Source organism: Xanthomonas sp. NCPPB 3570 (assembly GCF_056725115.1).
This window is the reverse complement of sequence record NZ_CM161513.1, coordinates 2,179,816-2,204,155: the sequence shown is the minus strand read 5'-3', so window position 1 is coordinate 2,204,155 and position 24,340 is coordinate 2,179,816. Positions and strand designations below refer to the sequence as shown.

Here is a 24,340-nt window from a genome sequence, read left to right as displayed (position 1 = left end):
TGATGAATGCCACCTTAAGGAACGATAGGTGCTGTCGATAACGTGAGCAGCCGGTGAGTACCGGCGTCGCGCTGGCCCGTTTCCCATGCAGGCACTCTCCGCCACGACGCACCGCTCGCGACGTTTCGCCCGCGTGCCATGGGGGCTGTTGCTGCTGGTGCTCTGGAGCGTCTGGGCGGCCACCCGGTTGGTGGCACTCGCCACCCCGCCACCGGCCGACAGTGCCGACGCCATCCGCACACGCCTGCTGGCGTTCGCCCCCACCGCCCTGCCCACCGGCCGGGCCGTCGCGTTTCGCCTGCGCGTGGCCGGCTGCGCCTGTACCGCACCTGCGGCCCTCGCGCTGCCGGGCATCCACAGCGTGGACCTGCGCGACCGCCCGGCGCCGCTGGCGCTGCCGTATGCGCTGATCGTGTTCGATGCGCACGCGCGCCTGATCTATGCCGGTCCGGCGCAACTGGCCGGATGCGGCACGCCCATCGCCGCCGCCGCGCTGATCCCACGCTTGCTGGCCAGCGGCGATACCTCGCCGCTGATCTCTCCTGCCCAGTGCAGCTGTCCCACCGACTCCAAGGAACCCCTTGCATGAGCGCCTCGCCTACCCAAGGCCATTTTCTCGTCGGCAACGAGCGCTACGTCTACCTGCAGAAACTGGCGGCGCAGGCCGACCGGCTGTTCGTGGCGGTGTCCGTCGTGGCCACGCTCGCCAGCCTGGCCGCCGCCTGGCATGCCGCCGCGTGGACACCATGGCTGGCGGTCAGCCTGCCGACCCTGGCCATCGTTGCCCTGCAGGTGAAGCTGTACCCGGGCAGCCTGTTGAGCCGCTGCACCGTGGCGCTGGGCCTGATGGTGCAGGCCGCCGTGCTGATCCAGCAATCCGGCGGCATGGTCGAGGTGCACTTCGGCGTGATCCTGCTGATCGCGCTGCTGCTGTACTACCGCGACTGGCGGCCGATCGTGGTCGCCGCCGCGGCGATCGCCGTGCATCACGTGCTGTTCTTCTGGCTGCAGCACCGCGGCCTGCCGGTGCTGGCGTTCACTGCCGACGCGGGCATCGGCATCCTGGCCATCCATGCGCTGTACGTGGCCGTGGAAACCGCGATCCTGGTGCCGATGGCGGTGCAGATGCGCCGGCAACTGCTGGACGTGGGCCACGATCCGCACGACCTGGCGCAGGCCGCACGCGCCATCGCCCAGCAGCAGCCGCTGCCGGCCGCGATCCGCGCGCTCGACCTGCCGGAAGGCTCCATCGCCCACACCCTGGTCGCGGCCAACGCGCAACTGCTGCGCAGCCGCGAGCAGGACAGCGAGGCCCAGCGCGAGAATCTGCGTATCCGCAGCGCGCTGGACGACGTCACCACCAACGTGATGATCGCCGACGCCGATCGCCGCATCGTCTACGTCAACCGGCCGCTGCTGCAGATGCTGACTGATGTGCAGGACGATCTGCGCCGCGACCTGCCGCAGTTCGATGCCAGCGATCTGCTGGGCAAGACCATCGACGTGTTCCATCGCCATCCCGAGCACCAGGCGCGCATGCTCGCCGAGCTGAAGGGCACCCACCGCGCGCAGATCCGCGTCGGCGGCCACACCATGCGCCTGATCGTCAATCCGGTCACCGACGCGACCGGCAACCGCCTGGGCTTCGTGGTGGAATGGGCCGACCGCACCGAGGAAGTGGCGGTGGAAGAGGAGATCGCCGGCATCGTGCGCGGCGCGGTCGCCGGCGACCTCGGCGGGCGCATCCGCCTGGACGACAAGCACGGCTTCCTGCTGCAGCTGGGCGAACAGATCAACGCCATGCTCGCCGCTGGCGCCTCCGGCCTGGGCCACATCCAGCAGATGCTGCGCGCGCTGGCCCAGGGCGACCTGTCGCGGCGCATCGATGCCGACCTGCAGGGCGTGTACGCGAACATGAAGGACGACGCCAACGCCACCGCCGAGCAGCTGTCGGCGATCGTGCGGCAGATCCAGGGCGCCTCGGATGCGATCAACACCGCCGCCGGCGAGATCGCCGCCGGCAACGAGGACCTGTCGCGCCGCACCGAGCAACAGGCCGCCAGCCTGGAGGAAACCGCCGCGTCGATGGAAGAGTTGACCTCCACCGTCAAGCAGAATGCCGAGCATGCGCACCAGGCCAACCAGTTGGCGGTGGGCGCGGCGGCCGTCGCCTCGCAAGGCGGCAGCGTGGTCGGCCAGGTGGTCGCCACCATGAGCGGCATCGAGACCTCCTCGAAGAAGATCGCCGACATCATCTCGGTCATCGACGGCATCGCGTTCCAGACCAATATCCTGGCGCTCAACGCCGCGGTCGAGGCCGCCCGTGCCGGCGAACAGGGCCGCGGCTTCGCCGTCGTGGCCAGCGAGGTGCGGGTGCTGGCGCAGCGCTCGGCCGGCGCCGCCAAGGAGATCAAGGGCCTGATCGACGACTCGGTGACCCGCGTGGCCGAAGGCTCGGCGCTGGTCGACCAGGCCGGCAAGACCATGCAGGAGATCGTGAGTTCGGTGCAGCGCGTCACCGATATCATGCGCGAGATCGCCTCGGCCTCGCAGGAGCAGTCGGCCGGCATCGAGCAGGTCAACCAGACCGTCGCGCAGATGGACGAGGCCACCCAGCAGAACGCCGCACTGGTCGAGGAAGCCAGCGCCAGCGCCCGCTCGATGGAACAGGAGGCCGGCGCACTGGCGCACGCCGTGGCATCCTTCACCCTGGAGCAGCGCCCGCCGCTGGGCGCCAGTGCCACAGTCGGCAACGTGCGTCCGGTCTACAAAAACGCCGTGCTCAGCCGATAGCATGCGTGGGGCGGGCCGACGCGCGCCGCCTCACCCACCACCAGTACGCATTGTCCACCATGGCCGAAGGCATCCCCAGCGACTCCCCTGTCCCGTCTTCGCCGGAAGAAGAAGTGGAGGACGACCGTTTCCTGCTGACCAAGCCAAGGCAGATCCGCCAGTTGCTGCAGTCGCTGATCCAGCAGCGTTCGCAGGTCAGCGCCCACGTAGGCGGCCGCGACCAAGCGTTCTCGACCGCGCTGCTGGACCTGGACGAGGACAGCCTGCTGCTGGACCTGAGCGTCAACGAAGCCTCCAACCGCGCCGCCGAGCAGGCCGAATACCTGCTGTGCTTCGCCCAGTTGGACAAGGTGCGGGTGCGTTTCCGCATCGAATCCCCGCAGCGCACCGACGACGACGGCCAGCCTGGCTTCCGCGCCGCGCTGCCGGAATCGCTGTACTACCTGCAGCGGCGCGAGCATTTCCGCCTGGAGACCCCGATCACCGACTCGCCGCTGTGCGTGCTGCGTTTCGAGGACGATGAGGGCAAGGTGGAACTGAAGCTGCGCGTGGTGGACATCAGCGGCGGCGGCCTGGCCGTGGCCCTGGTGCAGGGCCAGCCCATGCCGCAGCTGCAGCAGAGCTATCCCAACTGCGTGCTGCAGTTGCCCGATGCCGATGCCATCCGCCTGACCCTGCAGGTCTGCAACATGTATGTCTCCAAGCTGGCCAACGGCCAGGACACGCTGCGCGTGGGCATGCGTTTCCAGGACCTGCCGCGCGGCGCCGACGCGGCGATCCAGCGCTACGTGTTCCGCATCGAGCGCCAGCGCAGCGCCCGCAAGAGCGGCGTCCTTTCCTGAACGCCGACAGCGGCGCGCCGTTCGGGGCCTAAAGTTCGCCGCCACCGCGCCGATCTAGCATCAGAGTCGCGCTTTCCCCTTACGCCACCACCCGCAATCCCGTGCGCACCAGGAGCACACGATGAACGACAAGACCAGCTCCACCTCCGACGCCACTGGCGGCGAATTCCTCAGCTTCACCCTCGGCGAAGAACACTACGGCGTGGATATCCTCAAGGTGCAGGAAATCCGCGGCTACGATTCGGTCACCCGGGTTCCGGACGCCCCCGAGTACATCAAGGGCGTGATCAACCTGCGCGGCACCATCGTGCCGGTGATCGACCTGCGCCTGAAGCTGCGCCTGAAGGAAGCCCGTTACGACGCCTTCACCGTGATGATCGTGCTCAACGTGGAGAACCGCGTGGTCGGCATCGTGGTCGACAGCGTCTCCGACGTGATCCCGCTGAACCAGGAGCAGATCCGTCCGACCCCCGAATTCGGCGCCGCGGTCGACACCCGCTTCATCTCCGGCATCGGCACCCAGGACGACAAGATGTTGATTCTGCTGGATATCGAGACCCTCCTCGACAGCGCCGAGTTCGGCCAGCAGCACGCCCACGTCGACGAAGCCGCCTGACGCGGCCTGCGCCGCAGGGCTGTAGACGAAACCCGCCGCCCGGCGGGTTTTTTATTTGAAATGCGAACTGTTTATCACTTGTGAGAATCAAGTTAACCGGTTTCAGGCCGATAGCTGAAGAGTGGCCGGCATCACACGGCCCTCACTTCATCCCCCCGCCCTCTAGGAGTCGTTCCATGAAACCGAGCTTTCCCATGCTGCTGGTCCTGCTGCTCGCCGCCAGCCCCAGCACCTTCGCCCAGTCCCAGCAGATGATCCCGCCGGAGATGGCCACCCGTTTCGTCGGCAAGGACGGCATGGTCTGCGGCAAGGTCGAGAAAGCCAAGTACGCGCAGAATTCCGAGGGCGAGCCGACCTTCCTGTACATGGGCGGCATGTTCCCGCGCCACACCTTCTCCGCCCGCATCGCCGGCGCCGACCGCAGCAAGTTCGGCTTCCCGCCGGAAACCCTGGAAGGCAAGGACGTGTGCGTGATCGGCAAGATCGAGCGGGACAGCTCGCGCGCCGAAATCCAGGTCAGCGCGCCGTCCAGCCTGAAGCTGGCCACCATCAAGTAAGCCCCGGCGCCGCCGTGCTGGACCCGTGCATGCGGTCCGGCGCGGCGGCGTTTGCCGTTCTTGCCCTTGTCGCCCCCTCCGAATTACGGGAAACGCGCTCATGCAGTGGATTAAAGATCTCAAGGTGATGCCCAAACTGATGCTGGCGTTCGGCGTCGTGCTGGCGTTGATGCTCATCCAGGGCGTGGCCGCCTATCGCGGTCTGCACTCGCTCAATGGCGTGGCCAGCAACGTGTCGGCGCAGGTCGTGCCGAGCGTGCGCACCGGCGGCGAAATGCGCGGCATCCTCGGCGAGTACCGCAACGCGGCCTACCAGAGCCTGATCCGCAGCAGCGATGCGCTGAAGAAGGAATCGGCCGCGCGCAAGGTCGCGCTGAAGAAGCAGATGGACCAGATCCTGGCCCAGTATCCGCCCAAGATCGGCAGCCCGCAGGAAAAGACCATCTACGAGCGCCTGGTCGCTGACTGGAAGAAGGCCAGCGCCTCCTACCAGTCCGTCGACGAGATGCTGCAGCTCGACCTGCACGACGACGCCATCGACACCTTTACCGGCGAGACCCGCACCCTGCACAACAAGGTGGTGGACGACGTCGTCGCCCTGATCGCCGAGAACGACCGCCAGGCCAAGGCCGCGGCCGATGCCGCCAGCGGCACCTACAGCAAGGCCTCCGCGACCCTGTTGATCTGCCTGCTGATCGGCCTCGGCGCGGCGGTCGGCCTGGCCGTCCTGTTCGGCCGGATGCTGGCCAACAGCGTGCGCGATGCGGTCAAGGTGGCCAGCGATGTGGCCGGCGGCAAGCTCGACGGGCATATCGACGCCAACGGCAAGGACGAATTCGGCGAACTGATGCAGGCGCTCAAGCGCATGCAGCAGGACCTGCGCGGGCGCATCGAGCGCGATGCCGCGGTGGCTGCCGAGAACCTGCGCATCCGCACCGCGCTGGACAATTCCTCGACCGGCATGTTCATCGTCGACCTGGACTACAACATCGTCTACGCCAACCCCTCGATGCAGGGCCTGACCGACAAGTACGCCGAGCAGATCCACTCGGTGGCGCCGGCCTTCGATTCGAGCCTGCCGCTGGTCGGCTCGCCGGTCACCGTGCTGGAGTACGGCAACCAGCACGATCCCAAGACCCTGGCGGAGCTGGAAAAGAAGGGTGTGATGGAACGCGAGATGGCCTACGTCGACGCGCGCATCGCCCAGACCATCACCGCCATCCGCGACCAGCACGGCACCCACATCGGTTTCGTCTGCGAATCGCGCGACCGCACCCTGGAAGCGCAGGTCGAACAGGAAGTGGCCAAGATCGTGCGCGAGGCCGCCGCCGGCGACCTGAGCGGGCGCGTCGGCCTCGACGGCAAGCACGGCTTCTTCCTGCAACTGGCGCAGCAGCTCAACGGCCTGCTGCAGGCCAACGGCGACAGCATCGGCGAAGTGTCCAAGCTGCTGACCTCGCTGTCGCAGGGCGACCTCACCGCGCGCATGCACGGCGACTTCCAGGGCGTGTTCGCGACCATGCGCGACGACGCCAATGCCACCGCCGAACAGCTGGCGGCCATCGTCGGCCGCATCCAGCAGGCGGCGAACGCGATCAATGCCGCGGCCGGCGAGATCGCCGCCGGCAACGACGACCTGTCGCGCCGCACCGAGCAGCAGGCCGCCAACCTCGAAGAGACCGCCGCCTCGATGGAGGAACTGACCTCCACCGTCAAGCAGAACGCCGAGCACGCGCGCCAGGCCAACCAGCTGGCCGCGGGTGCGGCCTCGGTGGCCTCGCAGGGCGGCGACGTGGTCGGCCGAGTGGTCGAGACCATGAGCGGGATCGAGGCGTCCTCGAAGAAGATCGGCGACATCATCTCGGTCATCGACGGCATCGCGTTCCAGACCAACATCCTGGCGCTCAACGCCGCGGTGGAAGCGGCCCGTGCCGGCGAACAGGGCCGTGGCTTCGCCGTGGTCGCCAGCGAAGTGCGTACCCTCGCCCAGCGCTCGGCCAACGCCGCCAAGGAGATCAAGGGCCTGATCGACGCGTCGGTCGGCCAGGTGGCCAATGGCTCGAGCCTGGTGCGCCAGGCCGGCCAGACCATGACCGAGATCGTCGCCTCGGTGCAGCGCGTCACCGACATCATGGGCGAGATCGCCGCCGCCTCGCAGGAGCAGTCCGCCGGCATCGAGCAGGTCAACCAGACCGTCACCCAGATGGACGAGACCACCCAGCAGAACGCCGCCCTGGTCGAAGAAGCCACCGCCGCCGCCCGCTCGATGGAAGAACAGGCCGGCCAGCTGACCGAAGCCGTGTCGATCTTCCGTGTCGAGCAGTCGGCACAGGCCGTGGCGACGTATGCCCCGCACGCAGTGGCCACGCCGAAGCCGGCACCGGTGGCGAAGAAGCCGGCGGCCGTCGCTCCCGCCAAGCCCGCCGTGCGCGCCCGCAAGGCCGAACCGGCGCTGGCCGATTCGGACTGGCAGGAATTCTGAGTCCGGCCCAGCCTGTCGCAGCATTTCCCATCCCCGGCCTTCGCGCCGGGGATTTTTTTTTGCCGCCGCGCCAAGGCGTGAATTGTCTACAAGGCGGCGCGCCGCGCACTCAACTTCATCGCGATCGCGGCCGTTAAAGCCTAGTGAACACCTTCAAGGACCGCGTCCATGTCGTCTCGCTCACTGCTCACCCGTCTCTCGGATCTGCCGCTGCGCCGCAAGTTCCTGTGGCAGACCGTGTTGCTGGGTGCCGGCATCGTCCTGCTGGCGGTGATCGCCGCGCGGATGCAGTACCTGGACATCCGCAATACCCGCGAGCAGGCGCTGAAGGGCCAGATCGAACTGGCGCTGGGCGTGGTGCGCGCCTATGCCGCGGAAGTGGACAAGGGCAGCATGCCGCTGGAGGAAGCGCAACGCACCGCCCTGCGCACGCTGGAGTCGATGCGTGCCCGCGACGGCGTGGATTATTTCTACGTGCACGACATGCACCCGACAATGCTGATGCACCCCACCCGCAAGGACCTGGTCGGCAAGGACATCGGCCAGGTGCTCAGCGCCGACGGCAAGCCGGTATTCCGTGAGTTCGTGAAGGTGGCCGAGGCCGGCGGCGGCTACGTCGACTACCTGTGGCCCAAGCCCGGCAACGACAAGCCGGTGGAGAAGGTCTCCTACAACGCGCCGTTCGCGCCCTGGCACTGGGTGATCGGCACCGGCGTCTACATGGACGACGTGCAGGGGCAGGCACTGATCTTCACCGGCGTCATGACCCTGGCCGGCGGCATCCTGGTGTTGCTCACCTTCGGCATCAACTGGCTGATCGGCAGCTCGGTGCTGCGCCCGGTGGCGCGCAGCCTGGAAGCGATCCGCGCGGTGTCGCGTGGCGATTTGAGTGTGCGCATCGACAATCCCGGCCGCGACGAAACCGGCGAAATGCTGCGCGCCACCGGCGAGATGATCCGGATGCTGCAACGCTTCTCCAGCGAGACCGCGCGCATGGCGGTGCTGCACGCCGACGAGGACGTGACCCATCGCATGCCGGAGGACTTCCCCGGCGTGTACGGCGACCTGGCCGCGAGCATCAACCGCATGATGTTCGAGCACCTGGACGCCATCGTCGAAGCGATCGAGATCCTCAACGAGTACGCCAATGGCGACCTGCGCCGCGACGCCCGCCGCCTGCCCGGCAGCCGCGCGGTGCTGCACGAGTCGATGGACGCGGCCAAGGCCAGCCTGCTGGCGATCAACACCGAGATCAAGCGTCTGGCCGCCGCCGCCGCGGCCGGCGACTTCAGCGTGCGCGGCGACGCGGCGCGCTTCCAGCACGACTTCCGGCTGATGGTGCAGGACCTCAACGCGATGATGGAGGTCAGCGACCGTAACCTGGGCAAGCTGTCCACGCTGCTGCAGGCCATCGCCGCCGGCAACCTGAGCGCGCGCATGCACGGCGAATTCCACGGGGTGTTCGCGCGGATGCGCGAGGATGCCAATACCACCGCCGACCAGCTTGCCGACATCGTCGGCCGCATCCAGGCCGCGGCGCGCAGCATCCACGGCGCCACCACCGAACTGGCCAGCGGCAACGAGGACCTGTCGCGCCGCACCGAACAGCAGGCCGCCAACCTCGAGGAGACCGCCGCGTCGATGGAGGAGCTGACCTCCACGGTCAAGCAGAACGCCGAGCACGCACGGCAGGCCAATCAGTTGGCGGTGGGCGCCGCCTCGGTGGCCTCGCAGGGCGGCGACGTGGTCGGCCGGGTGGTCGAGACCATGAGCGGCATCGAGGCCTCGTCGAAGAAGATCGCCGACATCATCAGCGTCATCGACGGCATCGCGTTCCAGACCAACATCCTGGCGCTCAACGCCGCGGTGGAAGCGGCACGCGCGGGCGAACAGGGCCGCGGCTTCGCCGTGGTCGCCACCGAAGTGCGGACGCTGGCGCAGCGCTCGGCCAACGCCGCCAAGGAAATCAAGACGCTGATCGACGACTCGGTCGGTCGCGTCAGCGAGGGCTCGGCCCTGGTCGACCAGGCCGGCCGCACCATGAGCGAGATCGTCACCTCGGTGCAGCGCGTGACCGACATCATCGGCGAGATCGCCGCGGCCTCGCGGGAGCAGTCGATGGGCATCGAGCAGGTCAGCAGCACCGTGGCGCAGATGGACCAGGCGATCCAGCAGAACGTCGCCGTGGTCGAGGAAGCCGGCGCCTCGGCACGGGCGCTGGAAGAGCAAGGCCGCCGACTCGGCGAGGCAGCGGCGGTGTTCCGGCTGGACGCGGCGCCGGCCGGTGCGGACGGCGGCGCAGGCACCGCGCCCCCGGTAACGGCACGCACCGCCGCGCGGCAGGCGCCGCTGCGGCTGGTCCGCACGGCCGGCCCGACCGTCGGGGCCGATTGAGCACCGATACCGCTGCGATAGGAACAATCACGCGACGCGCGAGGATTCGCCCCCTGGCGCGGTTCAAGCAATCGCCGCACGAGTCGATAACAGGATCACGCTCCGTGATCCGCGCACGACACCGCCGGGTCACGACCGCGACCGTTCAGGGAGCACGTGATGCCTAGCCTTCGCCGTCCACCATCGTCCAGCCTCCCGTGGCGAGGCCGCGTCGCCGCATGCACGCGCAGTCCCGGCACCGGCCGGCGTTTGCCCGCCGGTGCCGCCCACCCGCTCTCCGCTACGCGGTCTCACCGGAGATCCTGGAGCCGCCTGCGCACGCTCCGGGATGGCCTCCGCCGCGCCTGCCCCCTGTCGCCGCCCTCGCCTCGCCACGTCCTCGCCGGCTGACCCACCGGTTGCCCCGTCCTTTTCAATCCGCTGCTGCACATGGAATGCCCATGAACGTCCTCGCGCACCTGAAAATCCGCGACAAGCTGATCGTCGCCTTCGCCGTGACCACGCTGCTGACCTTGGTGCTGGGGGCCCTCACCTACTCGCGCACCAATCTCTCGATCGCCGAGTTCAGGCGCATCCAGCACGACTGGGTACCGGCGACCCAGGCCATGGCCGAGGTACGCGCCCAGCTCGGCGAATTCCGCACCTACGAACTGGCGCAATTGGCGCGCGCGGACGACCCCAAGGCCCAGGCCGACTACTTCAAGCGCATGCAGAAGGTGCGCACCGAGGTGGCGAAGAACCAGCAGGTCATCGCGACGATGATGCGCGATGCCAAGCAGGTGCAGATGTACGCCGGCGTGCAGGAAACCCTGAAGGCCTACCTGCAGGCCAACACCGAGATGGGCGCCGCGCTGCGCGCCGGCGACGTGGCCGGCGCGCAAACGATCTCCGACACCCGGTCGCGGGCGCTGCGCCGGACCCTGTTCGAACGCATCGTGGCGCTGACCGAGTACAACGTCGCCGAACTGAATCGGGAAATGGAGCGCGCCGACAGCCAGTTGTCCAACACCAAGACGCTGATCCTGACGCTGCTGGGGCTGGCCGTGCTGTTCGCCGGCGTCACCGCCTGGCTGATCGCACGCGGCATGGCGCGCCAGCTGCACGCGGCCAAGCGCCTGTCGCAGGCGGTGGCGCGCGGTGAACTGGAGGGCGCCACCTACCCGCACGGCAAGGACGAGATCGGCGAGCTGATGGACGACATGCTGATCATGCGCTCGCGCATCCACACGGTGATCCGCGCGCAGGAAGAGATGGCACGCCAGCACGCGTACGGCACCATCAGCTACCGCATGGACGAGAACGCGTTCCCGGGCGAATACGGGCAGATGGTCAAGGGCACCAACGACCTGGTGGCCTCGCACATCGCGGTGAAGATGCGCCTGCTGGACATCATCAAGCGCTACGCGATCGGCGACCTGTCCGAGGACATGGACCGCCTGCCCGGCGAAAAGGCCGTGCTCACCGAGACCATGGACATGGCCAAGCAGAACCTGACCGCGATGAGCGAGCAGATCAAGCAGCTGGCGGAGGCGGCGGCGGCCGGTGCGTTCGGCACGCGCGGCGACCCCGAGCGGTTCCAGTACGGCTTCCGCACGATGGTGCAGGATCTCAACGCGATGATGGACGTCAGCGACCGCAACCTGGGCGAGCTGTCGACGCTGCTGCAGGCGATCGCCGCCGGCGACCTCACCGCGCGCATGCATGGCGAGTACCACGGCGTGTTCGGACGCATGCGCGACGACGCCAACGCCACCGCCGCGCAGTTGGCGGCCATCGTCGGCCGCATCCAGGCCGCCGCCGCCAACATCAATGTCGCCTCCACCGAGATCGCCAGCGGCAACGGCGACCTGTCGCGCCGTACCGAGCAGCAGGCTGCCAGCCTGGAGCGCACCGCCGCCTCGATGGAGGAACTGACCTCCACCGTCAAGCAGAACGCCGAGTACGCGCGCCAGGCCAACCAGCTCGCCGCCGGCGCGGCCGCCGTCGCCTCGCAGGGCGGCGACGTGGTCGGCCAGGTCGTCACCACCATGAACGGGATCGAGGCCTCGTCGAAGAAGATCGCCGACATCATCGGCGTCATCGACGGCATCGCCTTCCAGACCAACATCCTGGCGCTCAACGCGGCGGTGGAAGCCGCCCGTGCCGGCGAACAGGGCCGCGGCTTCGCCGTGGTCGCCACCGAGGTGCGCACCCTCGCGCAGCGCTCGGCCAACGCCGCCAAGGAGATCAAGACGCTGATCGACGAGTCGGTCGGCCGCGTCGCCGAAGGCTCGGCCCTGGTCGACCAGGCCGGCCGCACCATGCAGGAGATCGTGACCTCGGTGCAGCGCGTCACCGACATCATGAGCGAGATCGCCGCCGCCTCGCAGGAGCAGTCGGCCGGCATCGAGCAGGTCAACCAGACCGTGGTGCAGATGGACGAGAGCACCCAGCAGAACGCCGCCCTGGTCGAGGAAGCCACCGCCGCGGCGCGCTCGATGGAGGACCAGGCCGGCCAGTTGGGCGCGGCCATCGCCGCCTTCAAGCTGGACACCTACCACGGCGTCGCCGCCAATGCGCCGACCGCCCCCGTCCCCGCCCGCACCGGAACCCGGGCGGCGGCGCGGCCGCGGCCGGCGATCGCGGCGGTCGCGGCCAGCGAGGCGCAGTGGCAGGAGTTCTGAGCAGGCAAGCCACCGCCGGCGGCCGCCCCTGACCGCCGGCTGTCAATTTCGGCCGCGCCCGGCCGATAACCCGATTGACCGACCATCGCTGCGCACCATGGCCATCCAGACTCCCGCTTCGCCCTCCTCCGGTTCCGACAATCGCGACTTCGACTTCAGCGACCGCGATTTCAAGCGGGTCTGCGACCTCATCTACCAGAAGGCCGGCATCGCCCTGGCCCCGGCCAAGCGCGACATGGTCTACGGCCGGCTGTCGCGGCGCCTGCGCGTGCTGGGCCTGCGCTCGTTCCGCGACTACCTGGACTGGCTGGAGCGCGACGGCGGCGACGAATGGGAGGCGTTCACCAACGCGTTGACCACCAACCTGACCTCGTTCTTCCGCGAGCCGCACCATTTCGAGCGGCTGCGCGAGGAGCTGCAGAAGCATTCCGGCGCCGCACCGCTGAAGATCTGGTCCTGCGCCTCGTCCACCGGCGAGGAGCCCTACTCGCTGGCGATCACCGCCTGCGAGGCGTTCGGCACGCTGACCCCGCCGGTGCGGATCCTGGCCACCGACGTGGACACCCAGGTGCTGGCCACCGCCTCGCGCGGCGTGTACGCGCTGGAGCGCGTCGCCAGCCTCGACCCCGCCCTCAAGCGCAAGTATTTCCAGCGCGGCAGCGGCGCCAACGAAGGCCAGTGCCGGGTGCTGCCGGCGTTGCGCGACCTGCTGGAGTTCCGCCAGCTCAACCTGCTGGAGCCGCGCTACGACGTGGCCGGCCCGTACCTGGCGCTGTTCTGCCGCAACGTGATGATCTACTTCGACAAGCCGACCCAGCGCGGCATCCTGTCGCGGCTGATTCCGCACCTGGACGACGACGGCATGCTCTACACCGGCCATTCGGAAAACTATCTGCACGCGGCCGACCTGATCCAGCCCTGCGGCCGCACGCTGTACCGCCGGGCGCAAAAGGATCGCGCATGAGCCCCGCCGCCATGGCCGTAGACCAGGTGATGCGCTATCACGATACGCGCTTCCAGACGACGGCGGCCAAGCTGCTGCCGACCCAGTACCTGGTGGTGGACGACGACACCGCGCTGACCACGATCCTGGGGTCGTGCGTGGCCGCCTGCATCCGCGACCCGCTGCTGAAGATCGGCGGCATGAACCACTTCATGCTGCCCGACGGCCAGAGCGGCGACGGCGCGCCGGCGCGCTACGGCAGCTATGCGATGGAAGTGCTGATCAACGACCTGCTCAAGCGCGGCGCCGCGCGCAACCGCCTGGAAGCCAAGGTGTTCGGCGGCGGCAACGTGCTCAAGGGATTCACCAACAACCCGGTCGGCACGCGCAATGCCGACTTCGTGCTGAACTATCTCAAGGCCGAGCAGATCCCGGTGGTGGCCGAGGACCTGCGCGGCATCCATCCGCGCAAGATCTGGTTCTTCCCCGGCACCGGCCGCGTGGTCGTGCAGCGCCTGCCGCACGCGCACGAGGAGGCCGAAATCGCCGCGGCCGAGTCGGCGGTGCGTGCCCGTCTCACCAAAGCCCCCGTCACCGGCGCCGTGGAGTTGTTCGAATGAGCCTGGAAGCCCCTTGCCGCGTCTTGATCGTCGACGACTCCGCGGTCGTGCGGCAGATCCTCACCGAGATCCTGTCCGGCGCCCCCGGCATCGAAGTGGTCGGCTCGGCCGCCGACCCGCTGCTGGCGCGCGAGAAGATCAAGCGCCTGAACCCGGACGTGATCACCCTGGACGTGGAAATGCCGCGCATGGACGGCCTGGCCTTCCTGGAAAACCTGATGCGGCTGCGGCCCACGCCGGTGGTGATGATCTCCTCGCTCACCGAGCGCGGCGCCGACACCACGCTGCAGGCGCTGTCGCTGGGCGCGGTCGACTTCGTCTCCAAGCCCAAGCTCGACGTCGCCCGCGGGCTGGAGGGCTACGCCGAAGAGATCGTCACCAAGGTCAAGAACGCGGCCAAGGCCAAGGTCCGCGCGCTGGACCGGCCGGCCGCGCCGAAACCGGCCGGCGCCACCGCCACGCCCGCCGCGGTGTCCTCGCTGAAGTTCCGCACCACCGACCGGCTGATCGCCATCGGCGCGTCCGCCGGCGGCACCGAGGCGCTGCGCGTGGTCCTGGAAGGCATGCCGGCCGACGCCCCGGCGGTGGTGATGACCCAGCACCTGCCGGCCGGCTTCAGCACCGCCTTCGCCGACCGCCTCAACCGGCACTCGGCGATGGCCGTGCGCGAGGCCACCGAGGGCGAAGCGATCCTGCCCGGCCACGCCTACCTGCCGCCGGGCGGCAAGCACCTGCAGGTGATCCGCGACGGCGCGCGCTGGCGCTGCAAGATCGACGACGGCCCGCCGGTCAACCGGCACAAGCCGGCGGTGGATGTGCTGTTCCAGTCGGTGGCGCGCAATGCCGGCGCCAACGCCATCGGCGCGATCCTGACCGGCATGGGCGACGACGGCGCGCGCGGCCTGCTGGAAATGCTGCAGGCCGGCGCCAGCACCCTGGTCCAGGACGAGGCCACCAGCGTGGTCTGGGGCATGCCCGGCACCGCCTTCCGCATGGGCGCGGCGCAGGAAGTGTTGCCGCTGGACAAGATCGCCGAGCGCCTGATCGCGCTGTCCGTGCAGGCCCGCTGAGACCATGCCGGGCCGCCGCCTCGTCACGTCGAGCGCGCCCAACGACGCCAGCGTGGAAGCGGCGCGGGTCGCATCGGCCCGATCCGAGCTGGATCTGCTGCTGTGCCTGCAATACGCGCCCGAAGGCGTGCTGATCGTCGATCCGCAGGGGCGCGTGGTCGCCTTCAACCACACCGCCGAAGCGCTGTGGAACCGCCCCCGCGCGCAGGTGCTGGGGCGTCCGCTGGGCGAGCTGGCCGATGCCGAGGTGCGCGACGACTTCCTCGCGCATTGCCTGCACGACAGCGGCAGCGGCAGCTACGAACTGCTGACGCACGACTATGAGGGCGCGGCACGCTGGCTGGCGGTGAGCGCAGCGCGGGCCCCGCAGAACTACAGCCAGCTGCAGGTGCTGTTCGTCCGCGACATCAGCGCCCAGCGCGCCCGCGATGCCAGGATGCGGCTGCTGTCGCTGGCGCTGGACACCAGCGACGCCGCCATCGTCGTCTGCGATCCGCAGTTGAACATCCTCTACGTCAACGCCGGCTTCAGCCAGGTGTTCGGCTATGCCGAGAGCGAAGTGCTGGGACATCTGCCCAGCAGCGTGCTGACCGGTCCGGGTACCGACATGCAGACCGTGCAGCACACCCGCGAGCGCGTGCGCGCCGGTTTCGGCCACCAGACCGACATCCTGGCCTACCGCAAGGACGGCACCCCGCTGTGGGCCACCCTGGTCGCCACCCCCATCGCCGGCGAGGACGGCAGCCAACAGCACTACATCCTCTCGTTCACCGACATCACCCAGAGCAAGATGCACGAGGTGCTGCACAAGAACGTGCTGGATGCGCTGGTCCGCGAACAGCCGCTGGTCGAGGTCGCCACGCTGATCTGCAAGGAGGTCGAGCGCATCGCGCCAGAACTGATGGCCGCCGTCGTCAGCGTCGACGGCAGCGGCTGCCTGCAACCGCTGGCGGCACCGAGCATGCCGGTGCGGTTCGGCGAGACCATGAGCAACATGCGCGCGGGACCGCGTGCAGGCGCCCTCGCCACCTCGATCTGGCGCGGCAAACAGGTGCTGGTCCTCGACCCGCGCACCGACCCGCTGTTCGCCGACTACATGGGGCTGGTGGACCATGTGCAGTTGGGCACCTGCGTGGCCACCCCGATCAAGTCCAGCAGCGGCCGCGTCCTCGGCGGCTTCGCGCTGTGCTACCGGCAGGTGCGCGAGCCGCTGGCCTGGCACCTGCGCCTGATCGAACTGTGCGTGCACCTGTGCGCGCTGGCGCTGGAACGCGAGCAGACCAGGGCGCGCGTCCACCAACTCGCCTTCTACGATTCGCTCACCGGCCTGCCCAACCGGGTGATGTTCAGCGCCCGTGCCGAGCAGGCGCTGGCCGCCGCCGAGCACCAGGGCATGCCGGTGGCGATCCTGTTCGTGGACATCGACCGCTTCAAGCGCGTCAACGAAACCCAGGGCCATGCCGCCGGCGACGGCCTGCTGCGCGACATCGCCCGGCGCATCTGCGACACCCTGGGCGTGACCGACCTGGTCGGCCGCCAGGCCGGCGACGAATTCGTGCTGATGTTGCCGCACTGCAGCGCCGAGCACGCCGCCGGCGTCGCCGAGCGCCTGCTGCTGGCGCTGGCCGAACCGGTGGTGGTGGGCCAGATGACCCTGCACCCCAGCGCCAGCATCGGCGTGGCGATGTTCCCCGAGGACGGCACCGACATCGAGACCCTGCTGCGCCATGCCGACCTGGCCATGTTCCGGGCCAAGCACGAGGGCGGTCACAGCGTGCGCTACTTCAGTTCCGACATGAACCGCATGGCGCAGGAACGCGTGGCGATGGAGACCGCGCTGCGCGAGGCCCTGCATCGCGACAAGCTGCAACTGCACTACCAGCCGCAACTGGACAGCCAGGCGCCGCATGCGCTGTACGGCGTGGAAGCGCTGCTGCGCTGGGAGCATCCGAACCTCGGTGCGATCTCGCCGGCGCGGTTCGTGCCGATGGCCGAGGAATGCGGCCTGATCGACGAACTCGGCCACTGGGTGCTGCGCGAGGCCTGCCGGCAGATGGCCGACTGGCGCCTGCGCGGCGTCCCGGTACCGCGCGTGGCGGTGAACCTGTCGGCCAACAATTTCGCCGATCCGCAGCTGCCGGCGCGGGTGGAGGGCCTGCTCGCCGCCTCCGGCCTGCAACCGGCCGACCTGGCCCTGGAGATGACCGAGAGCGTCATGCTCTCCAACCCCAACGCGGTGCTGGCCAACCTGCGCCAGTTGCAGGCCAGCGGCGTGCTGCTGTCGCTGGACGACTTCGGTACCGGCTACTCCAGCCTCAGCCATCTGCACCAGTTGCCGGTCAACGAACTGAAGCTGGACATGAGCTTCGTCAGCGACCTGGAGCATTGCCAGACCTCGCGGACCCTGACCACCTCGGTGCTGCGCATCGGCGAGACCCTGGGCCTGCATACCGTTGCCGAAGGCGTGGAAACCGAAGCGCAACGCGCGTTCCTGGCGCGGCTCGGCTGCCGCGTGCTGCAGGGCTTCCTGTTCGCGCCGGCGCTGCCGGCCGCGGCGCTGGAACACTGGCTGCAGGGGCGTGCGCCCGCGCCGCCGGCGTGAGCGCAGCCTCAGCGCGGCCAACCTGTCGCGCATCGCAACGCTGGCAACACCCACAAAAAAGCCCGGCAATGCCGGGCTTCTTCGTTGCGACGGTGCCGCATGCGCGGTCCCGTCGCGTCAGCGCATCGCCGGGGCGATCAGGCCGCGACCGTGGCGGCCACGTCCTGGTAGTCCTGGATCTGATCGAAGTTCATGTAGCGATAGATCTGCTCGCCACTGGTCTTGATCACGCCCACGTCGGCCATGTACTCCTCCTTGGTCGGGATCCGGCCCAGGCGCGAGCAGATCGCCGCCAGTTCCGCCGAGCCCAGGTACACGTTGGTGTTGCGGCCCAGGCGGTTGGGGAAGTTGCGGGTGGAAGTCGAGAACACCGTGGCGCCCTCGCGCGCCTGCGCCTGGTTGCCCATGCACAGCGAGCAGCCCGGCATTTCCATGCGCGCACCGGCGGCGCCGAAGGTGCCGTAGTGGCCTTCCTTGGTCAGCTCCGAGGCGTCCATCTTGGTCGGCGGCGCGACCCACAGGCGGGTCGGGATGTCGCGCTTGCCTTCCAGCAGCTTGGCCGCGGCGCGGAAGTGGCCGATGTTGGTCATGCACGAACCGATGAACACTTCGTCGATCGCCGCGCCGGCGACGTCGGAGAGCGTCTTCACGTCGTCCGGGTCGTTCGGGCAGGCCACGATCGGCTCGTGGATGTCGGCCAGGTCGATCTCAATCACCGCGGCGTATTCGGCGTCGGCATCGGGCTCGAGCAGCTGCGGGTCGGCCAGCCACTCCTCCATCTTCTTGATCCGCCGCGCCAGCGAACGCGCGTCGGCATAGCCTTCGGCGATCATCCACTTCAGCAGGGTGATGTTGCTGGTCAGGTACTCGACGATCGGTTCCTTGTTCAGGCGCACCGTGCAGCCGGCGGCCGAGCGCTCGGCAGAGGCGTCGGACAGTTCGAACGCCTGCTCCACCTTCAGTTCCGGCAAACCTTCGATCTCCAGGATGCGGCCGGAGAAGATGTTCTTCTTGCCCTGCTTGGCCACGGTCAGCAGGCCCTGCTTGATCGCATACAGCGGGATCGCGTTGACCAGATCGCGCAGGGTCACGCCCGGCTGCATCTGCCCCTTGAAGCGCACCAGCACGCTCTCGGGCATGTCCAGCGGCATGACGCCGGTGGCGGCGGCGAAGGCCACCAGGCCGGAACCGGCCGGGAACGAGATGCCGATCGGGAAGCGGGTGTGCGAGTCGCCGCCGGTGCCGACGGTGTCGGGCAGCAGCATGCGGTTGAGCCAGCTGTGGATCACGCCGTCGCCCGGACGCAGCGACACGCCGCCGCGGGTGGAGATGAACTCCGGCAGGGTGTGGTGGGTCTTGACGTCCACCGGCTTCGGGTACGCCGCGGTGTGGCAGAACGACTGCATCACCAGGTCGGCGGAGAAGCCGAGGCAGGCCAGGTCCTTCAGCTCGTCGCGGGTCATCGGGCCGGTGGTGTCCTGCGAACCCACCGAGGTCATCTTCGGCTCGCAGTAGGTGCCCGGGCGCATGCCCTGGCCTTCCGGCAGCCCGCAGGCGCGGCCGACCATCTTCTGCGCCAGCGAGAAGCCCTTGCCGGTATCGGGCGGGTCCATCGGCAGGCGGAACAGGGTCGAGGCCGGCAGGCCCAGGAACTCGCGCGCCTTGGCGGTGAGGCCGCGGCCGACGATCAGCGGGATGCGGCCGCCGGCGCGCACTTCGTCGAACAGCACGTCGGACTTCATCGCGAACTCGGCGATCACCTGCCCGTTCTTCAGCGCCTTGCCTTCGTACGGACGCAGCTCGACCACGTCGCCGTGCTCCATCTGCGACACGTCCAGCTCGATCGGCAGCGCGCCGGCGTCTTCCATGGTGTTGTAGAAGATCGGCGCGATCTTCGAGCCCAGGCACACGCCGCCGAAGCGCTTGTTGGGGATGTACGGGATGTCCTCGCCGGTCCACCACAGCACCGAGTTGGTCGCCGACTTGCGCGAGGAACCGGTGCCGACCACGTCGCCGACGTAGGCGACCAGGTGGCCCTTGGCCTTGAGGTCGGCGATGGCCTGGATCGGGCCGCGCTTGCCGTCCTCTTCCGGCTCGAACGGCGCGCCGTCGCGCTTGTTCTTCAGCATCGCCAGCGCGTGCAGCGGGATGTCCGGGCGGGTGGTGGCGTCCGGCGCCGGCGACAGGTCGTCGGTGTTGGTCTCGCCCGGCACCTTGAACACGGTGATGGTCAGGCTCTGCGGCACTTCCGGCTTGCTGGTGAACCACTCGGCCTCAGCCCAGCTCTGCAGCACCGCCTTGGCGTGCGCGTTGCCGGCCTCGGCCTTCTCCTGCACGTCGTGGAAGGCGTCGAAGATCAGCAGCGTGTGCTTGAGGCCTTCGGCGGCGACCGCGCCCAGCTCCGGGTTGTCCAGCAGTTCGACCAGCGGATGGATGTTGTAGCCGCCGAGCATGGTGCCCAGCAGTTCGGTGGCGCGGGTGGGCGAGATCAGCGGGGTGGTCTCGCTGCCGAAGGCGACCGCGGCCAGGTACGAGGCCTTGACCTTGGCGGCGTCGTCGACGCCGGCCGGCACGCGGTGGCTGAGCAGTTCGACCAGGAACTGCTCTTCGCCGGCCGGCGGATTCTTCAGCAGTTCGATGACCTGCGCGGTCTGCTGCGCGCTCAGCGGCAGCGGCGGGATTCCGAGCGCGGCGCGCTCTGCAACGTGGTGGCGGTAGGCTTCCAACATGCGGGTTCTCCGGAAAAAAGGTGGGGATGAGCGGTAGCGGTTGCGCGGCGTCAGCCGGCGGGCTTGGGCACGATGATCTTCAGGCCCTTGAAGTAATCGCGGAAAAAACCGTCGTCGCGGGTGATCAGGCCATCGCATTGCAGCAGCGCATGCGCCCCGATCAGGAAATCGGCCACCACCCGCTCGCGCTTGCCGCCGCGGGCGCGGAAGCGGCGCTGCATCTCGCCTGCGCGCAGGGCCGACTTGGCCTCCAGTGCGCTGAAGCGGATGCTCATGTCCTCCAGCACCGACAACGCCTCGGCGCCGTCGCGCAGCGCACTGCAGACCTCGGCCAGGACGATGTCGCAGACCACCACCGGGCCGGTGCTCAGGCACTGGCGCAGGCAGGCTTCGGCGGCGTCGGCCTGCGGGCCGTCGGCCAGCAGATCCACCAGCACGGACGAGTCGATGGCGATCATGCGCCGGCGTCGGGTTCGGGCTCGAACGGATCGCCCGGGGCGCGGCCGCGGATCGCGCGCATCGCCTCGTCGGTGCTGGCGAAGCCGTCGAGCTTGAAGCGGCCGCGGGCGCGCGAGATGGCATCGTCCACGCTCTTGCGCAGGATGATCCGGCCGCCGTCCAGTTCCACTTTCAGGATGGTGCCCTTGCTCAGGCCGAGCGCATCGCGCACGGCCTTGGGAAGGGTGATCTGACCGCGTTCGGCGACAGTGGCTTCCATCGGTGTAGCCCCGGTTCGGTATGCACGAATTATACATACCCAAGCGGTCATACCGCCAGCGACGGACGTGGCACGGCACAGCGCCCGGTCAGCTGGCGGGCGCCGTGCCGCCGGTGCGGAGCGACCTCGCGCCGGCCGCCCTGGCCTCGCTCAGCGGCTCAGAACGCCACCTGCAGGCGGGTATTGAAGGTGGTGCCCTGGTCCCGGCCCTGCACCGTGCCGCTGCGGTTGTCGGTCTGCCAGCGGATCACGTCGAGCATCAGCCGGCTGACATCGTTGAGGTACCAGTTGGTCCCCAGCGTCCAGGCACTGCCGCGACCGCCGCTCGGCAGTTCGGCGTAGTCCACGTCCTCGTAGCGCAGCTTCAGTTCCCAGGCGCCGGCGCCGCCGGTGGTGACCGGGTCGGCGACCTTGACCCGGCCCCAGGTGCCGGTCTTGGCGGCATACGCGGGCAGCGCGCCGGACAGGAACCAGCCGGCCGACACGGCCCAGGCCTGGTGATCGAGATCGTAGCCGCCGGCCGCGCCACGCCCGCGCAGGTTGCGCGTGCCCCATTCGGCGCTGGTCCAGGCCGGGCCGAAGACGCCCGCCAGTTCCGCACCGTAGGCGTCGCTGCGCTGCGCGCCCAGCAGCGTTCCCGGCGCGATCTTGACCTGGTCGTTGAAGTGCCCGGCGATCGCCGAACTGCGCAGCACGCCACTGGCGCCGGCGGCGATCTCCTCGTGGAAGGCCCAGGCACCCACGTGCACGGTCGCGGCCTTGCCGACCAGCGGATTCCAGTGCGCGCGCGCCGCCCAGGTCAGACTGTCGTTATCGTCGCCGGCATTGTTGAGGTCGTTGCCTGCCACCGACAGGCTGGCGTGCCAGTCGCGCCCGTAGAGGCGCTCGGTCAGGCCGACGCCGAACAGGCCGCGTTGCGGCAGGATCAGCGTGCCGACCACGTTGCGGTCCTGGAACGGGGTGTTGGAGGTGCTGCTGGCGCCGTCAATGCCGCGATCGTTCAGGCGATTGCCCACGCTCAGTTCGGCCGGCAGGCCGAACAGGCGATGGTCGACGCTGGCGTACACCGATTTCCAGGCCACCGCGTTGTCGGCGAAGTCGCCTTCCACCACCCAGCCGAGCTGGCCGTAGCGGCCTTCGGCGCCGAGCCGCACCGAGCGGATCTCGGTGCCGGACAGGTTGCGCTGGCTGGCGGCGGAACCGTCGGTACTGGAGGCATCGACGAACAGGCGGCCGCGCGGACGGAACACCACGTTGCCATCGGCGCTGGCGAACTCCGGGGCGCCCTTCGACCACGATACCTTCGGTGCCTTGGCCTGCGCCGATTCGAGCGCGGCGACGCGACCTTCCAGCGCCGGTGCGGTGGTGGCGGGCGCCGGACTCGGCGCGGCGGGGGCCTGCAGCGCGTCGAGCCGCGCCTGCAGCTGCTGGATCTGCTGCGCCTGCTGGCGCACCAGCACGGTCAGTTCGGCCTGGCTCAACGTGGCCGGCGCGGCCGGCACGGTTTGCGCAGCGGCTTCGTTGGCGCCGCCGAGCAGCAGGCCGAGCGCGAGCGTCAGCGCTGCGCGGGGCAGCACGGGATGGGGATGCATGGATGAGTCTCTCCGGCCAGCCGGGCGCCTGGCCTGGCGCTGGCCCGTTGCGATGGTGCGGGGGATGCGATGCGCGCGACAGGCGCGCCACCGGCCTGGCCGGCGGCGCGCGGCCGCGGTCAGCTGGTGGCCTGGTTCTGCGCGTTGGGGCGCCAGGTGATCAGGCGGTTCTCGATCACGTCCAGCAGCGCATCGATGAGCAGCACGAAGGCGGCCAGGATGATGATGCCGGCGAACACGCCCACGGCATTGAAGTTGCCCTCGGCCTGCGCGATCAGGTAGCCCAGGCCGGCGGAGGCGCCCAGGTATTCGCCGATGATCGCGCCGACCACGGCAAAGCCCACCGAGGTGCGCAACGACGACAGGATCCAGCTCGCCGCCGCCGGGAAGTACACGTGGCGCAGCAGGTCGCGGCGATTGGCGCCCAGGATGCGCGCATTCGCCAGCACCACCGGATTGACCTCGCGCACGCCCTGCATGGCGTTGAAGAACGTGGTGAAGAACACCAGGGTCACCGCCAGCGCCACCTTCGACCACAGGCCCAGGCCCAGCCACAGCACGAAGATCGGCGCCAGCACCACGCGCGGGATCGCGTTGAAGCCCTTGATGAAGGGATCCAGGATCCGCGCCGAGCGCCGGCTCAGGCCCAGCCATACGCCGCCGGCCACACCCAGCGCGGTGCCGATGACGTAGCCGAGCGCGGTCTCGGTCAGGGTGATGTAGACGTGCTGGTAGAACCCGGTGTCGGACAGCCAGGCCCAGGCCTGTTGCACGATCGCCGTCGGCGCCGGGAAGAAGAACGGGTCGATCAGGCCCAGGGCGATGCCGCCCTCCCAGCCGCCGAACACGGCCACGACCAGCGCGAGCTGGATGAGTTTGTCAGTCTTGGCGTGCATAGCTCTTCTCCACTTCGCCGCGCAGGCAGGCCCAGATGTCGCGATACAGGTCGGTGAAACGCGTGTCGAGCTTGATCTCGGCGACGTTGCGCGGGCGCGGCAGGTCCACGTCGAAACTGCGCACCACGCGGCTGGCAGGGCCGGAGGACAGCACCACCACGCGGTCGCCCAGCGCGATCGCCTCCTCCAGGTCGTGGGTGATCAGGATCACCGAGCGGCGTTGCTCCTGCCACAGCCGCAGCAGTTCGTTCTGCATCAGGTGGCGGGTGTGGATGTCCAGCGCCGAGAACGGCTCGTCCATCAGGATCACCTTCGGCTCCACGATCAGCGCCTGCGCCATTTGCACGCGCTTGCGCTGGCCGCCGGAGAGCTGGTGCGGGTAGCGGTGCTCGAACCCGGCCAGGCCGACCTTGGACAGCCAGGCATTGGCGCGCTGCTTGCGCTCGGCGTCGGCCACGCCGCGAAAGCGCAGGCCCAATTCCACGTTCTGGAAGGCAGTCTTCCACGGCAGCAGCGCATCCTGCTGGAACAGATAGCCGACCGCCTCCTGCACACCGGCGACCGGGCGGCCGTCGATGACGACCTGGCCGGCGGACGGCGACAGCAGGCCGGCCACCGCGTTGAGGATGGTGCTCTTGCCGCAGCCGGTGGGGCCGACGATGGCGAGGAATTCGCCATCGGCGACCTGGATGTCCACGTCGCGCACGGCGGTGAAATCGCCGAAGGACATGGTGACGTTGTTGATCGCGACCATCGTCTGCGCCGGATCGAGGTGTGGCGCGCCGTTGAGGCGCTGCACGGTAGCGTTGCGTGCCATGGTTCC

18 protein-coding genes are annotated in these 24,340 nt (G+C 69.0%); 12 read left to right on the top strand and 6 right to left on the bottom strand.

Going from position 1 to position 24,340, the window contains the following annotated elements; genetic code table 11:
- The first annotated feature begins 85 nt into the window (after positions 1-85).
- The 12 genes from AC1PLR_RS09700 (at position 86) to AC1PLR_RS09645 (ending at position 17,582) form a co-directional block, all read left to right on the top strand.
- Positions 86-589: a hypothetical protein gene (locus AC1PLR_RS09700; RefSeq protein ID WP_481103398.1), complete on the top strand. Its 504-nt coding sequence runs from the start codon at positions 86-88 to the stop codon at positions 587-589.
- The gene (locus tag AC1PLR_RS09695) at positions 586-2,793 is read left to right on the top strand and encodes a methyl-accepting chemotaxis protein (RefSeq protein WP_481103397.1); all 2,208 of its coding nucleotides are present in this window, start codon (positions 586-588) and stop codon (positions 2,791-2,793) included. The genes AC1PLR_RS09700 and AC1PLR_RS09695 overlap by 4 nt, the downstream gene beginning before the upstream one ends.
- 59 nt (positions 2,794-2,852) lie before the next feature.
- On the top strand, positions 2,853-3,635 hold the full coding sequence (locus AC1PLR_RS09690; RefSeq protein WP_420009922.1) for a flagellar brake protein: 783 nt from the start codon (positions 2,853-2,855) through the stop codon (positions 3,633-3,635).
- Positions 3,636-3,756: 121 nt separating this feature from the next.
- Positions 3,757-4,251 carry a chemotaxis protein CheW gene (locus AC1PLR_RS09685; protein WP_010343304.1) on the top strand — a complete coding sequence of 165 codons (495 nt, stop codon included), beginning with the start codon at positions 3,757-3,759 and terminating at the stop codon, positions 4,249-4,251.
- Between the two features lie 176 nt (positions 4,252-4,427).
- Positions 4,428-4,808, top strand: coding sequence for a hypothetical protein (locus AC1PLR_RS09680; RefSeq protein WP_244667628.1), 381 nt, complete (start codon positions 4,428-4,430; stop codon positions 4,806-4,808).
- 100 nt (positions 4,809-4,908) lie between these two features.
- Positions 4,909-7,290 (top strand): methyl-accepting chemotaxis protein, encoded by a 2,382-nt coding sequence (locus tag AC1PLR_RS09675; protein ID WP_481103396.1) that lies wholly within the window; start codon positions 4,909-4,911, stop codon positions 7,288-7,290.
- 168 nt (positions 7,291-7,458) lie between these two features.
- On the top strand, positions 7,459-9,684 hold the full coding sequence (locus AC1PLR_RS09670; RefSeq protein WP_481103395.1) for a methyl-accepting chemotaxis protein: 2,226 nt from the start codon (positions 7,459-7,461) through the stop codon (positions 9,682-9,684).
- 440 nt (positions 9,685-10,124) lie between these two features.
- Positions 10,125-12,347 carry a methyl-accepting chemotaxis protein gene (locus AC1PLR_RS09665; protein WP_481103394.1) on the top strand — a complete coding sequence of 741 codons (2,223 nt, stop codon included), beginning with the start codon at positions 10,125-10,127 and terminating at the stop codon, positions 12,345-12,347.
- A 97-nt stretch (positions 12,348-12,444) separates the two neighbouring features.
- Positions 12,445-13,311 (top strand): CheR family methyltransferase, encoded by an 867-nt coding sequence (locus AC1PLR_RS09660; protein ID WP_017917563.1) that lies wholly within the window; start codon positions 12,445-12,447, stop codon positions 13,309-13,311.
- On the top strand, positions 13,308-13,910 hold the full coding sequence (gene cheD, locus AC1PLR_RS09655; protein WP_010343316.1) for a chemoreceptor glutamine deamidase CheD: 603 nt from the start codon (positions 13,308-13,310) through the stop codon (positions 13,908-13,910). The genes AC1PLR_RS09660 and cheD overlap by 4 nt, the downstream gene beginning before the upstream one ends.
- Positions 13,907-14,980 (top strand): protein-glutamate methylesterase/protein-glutamine glutaminase, encoded by a 1,074-nt coding sequence (locus tag AC1PLR_RS09650; protein ID WP_041500147.1) that lies wholly within the window; start codon positions 13,907-13,909, stop codon positions 14,978-14,980. The genes cheD and AC1PLR_RS09650 overlap by 4 nt, the downstream gene beginning before the upstream one ends.
- Before the next feature lie 4 nt (positions 14,981-14,984).
- Entirely contained in the window at positions 14,985-17,582 is a 2,598-nt protein-coding gene (locus AC1PLR_RS09645) for a sensor domain-containing protein (RefSeq protein WP_481103393.1), read from the top strand.
- A gap of 137 nt (positions 17,583-17,719) precedes the next feature.
- On the opposite strand, the gene acnB is transcribed toward AC1PLR_RS09645, so the two are convergent.
- From acnB to AC1PLR_RS09615, 6 genes are all read right to left on the bottom strand, one after another.
- On the bottom strand, positions 17,720-20,311 hold the full coding sequence (gene acnB / locus AC1PLR_RS09640; RefSeq protein WP_420009928.1) for a bifunctional aconitate hydratase 2/2-methylisocitrate dehydratase: 2,592 nt from the start codon (positions 20,309-20,311) through the stop codon (positions 17,720-17,722).
- Positions 20,312-20,361: 50 nt separating this feature from the next.
- Positions 20,362-20,769: a type II toxin-antitoxin system VapC family toxin gene (locus AC1PLR_RS09635; protein WP_010343321.1), complete on the bottom strand. Its 408-nt coding sequence runs from the start codon at positions 20,767-20,769 to the stop codon at positions 20,362-20,364.
- A complete protein-coding gene (locus tag AC1PLR_RS09630; protein ID WP_010343322.1) occupies positions 20,766-21,029 on the bottom strand; it encodes an AbrB/MazE/SpoVT family DNA-binding domain-containing protein in 264 nt (87 codons plus the stop codon). Before AC1PLR_RS09630 ends, AC1PLR_RS09635 begins: the two co-directional genes overlap by 4 nt.
- Positions 21,030-21,187: 158 nt before the next feature.
- Positions 21,188-22,621 (bottom strand): OprO/OprP family phosphate-selective porin, encoded by a 1,434-nt coding sequence (locus tag AC1PLR_RS09625; protein WP_481103392.1) that lies wholly within the window; start codon positions 22,619-22,621, stop codon positions 21,188-21,190.
- Between the two features lie 119 nt (positions 22,622-22,740).
- Entirely contained in the window at positions 22,741-23,517 is a 777-nt protein-coding gene (locus AC1PLR_RS09620; protein WP_010343324.1) for an ABC transporter permease, read from the bottom strand.
- Entirely contained in the window at positions 23,501-24,334 is an 834-nt protein-coding gene (locus AC1PLR_RS09615; protein WP_481103391.1) for an ABC transporter ATP-binding protein, read from the bottom strand. The genes AC1PLR_RS09620 and AC1PLR_RS09615 overlap by 17 nt, the downstream gene beginning before the upstream one ends.
- Positions 24,335-24,340: the final 6 nt, after the last annotated feature.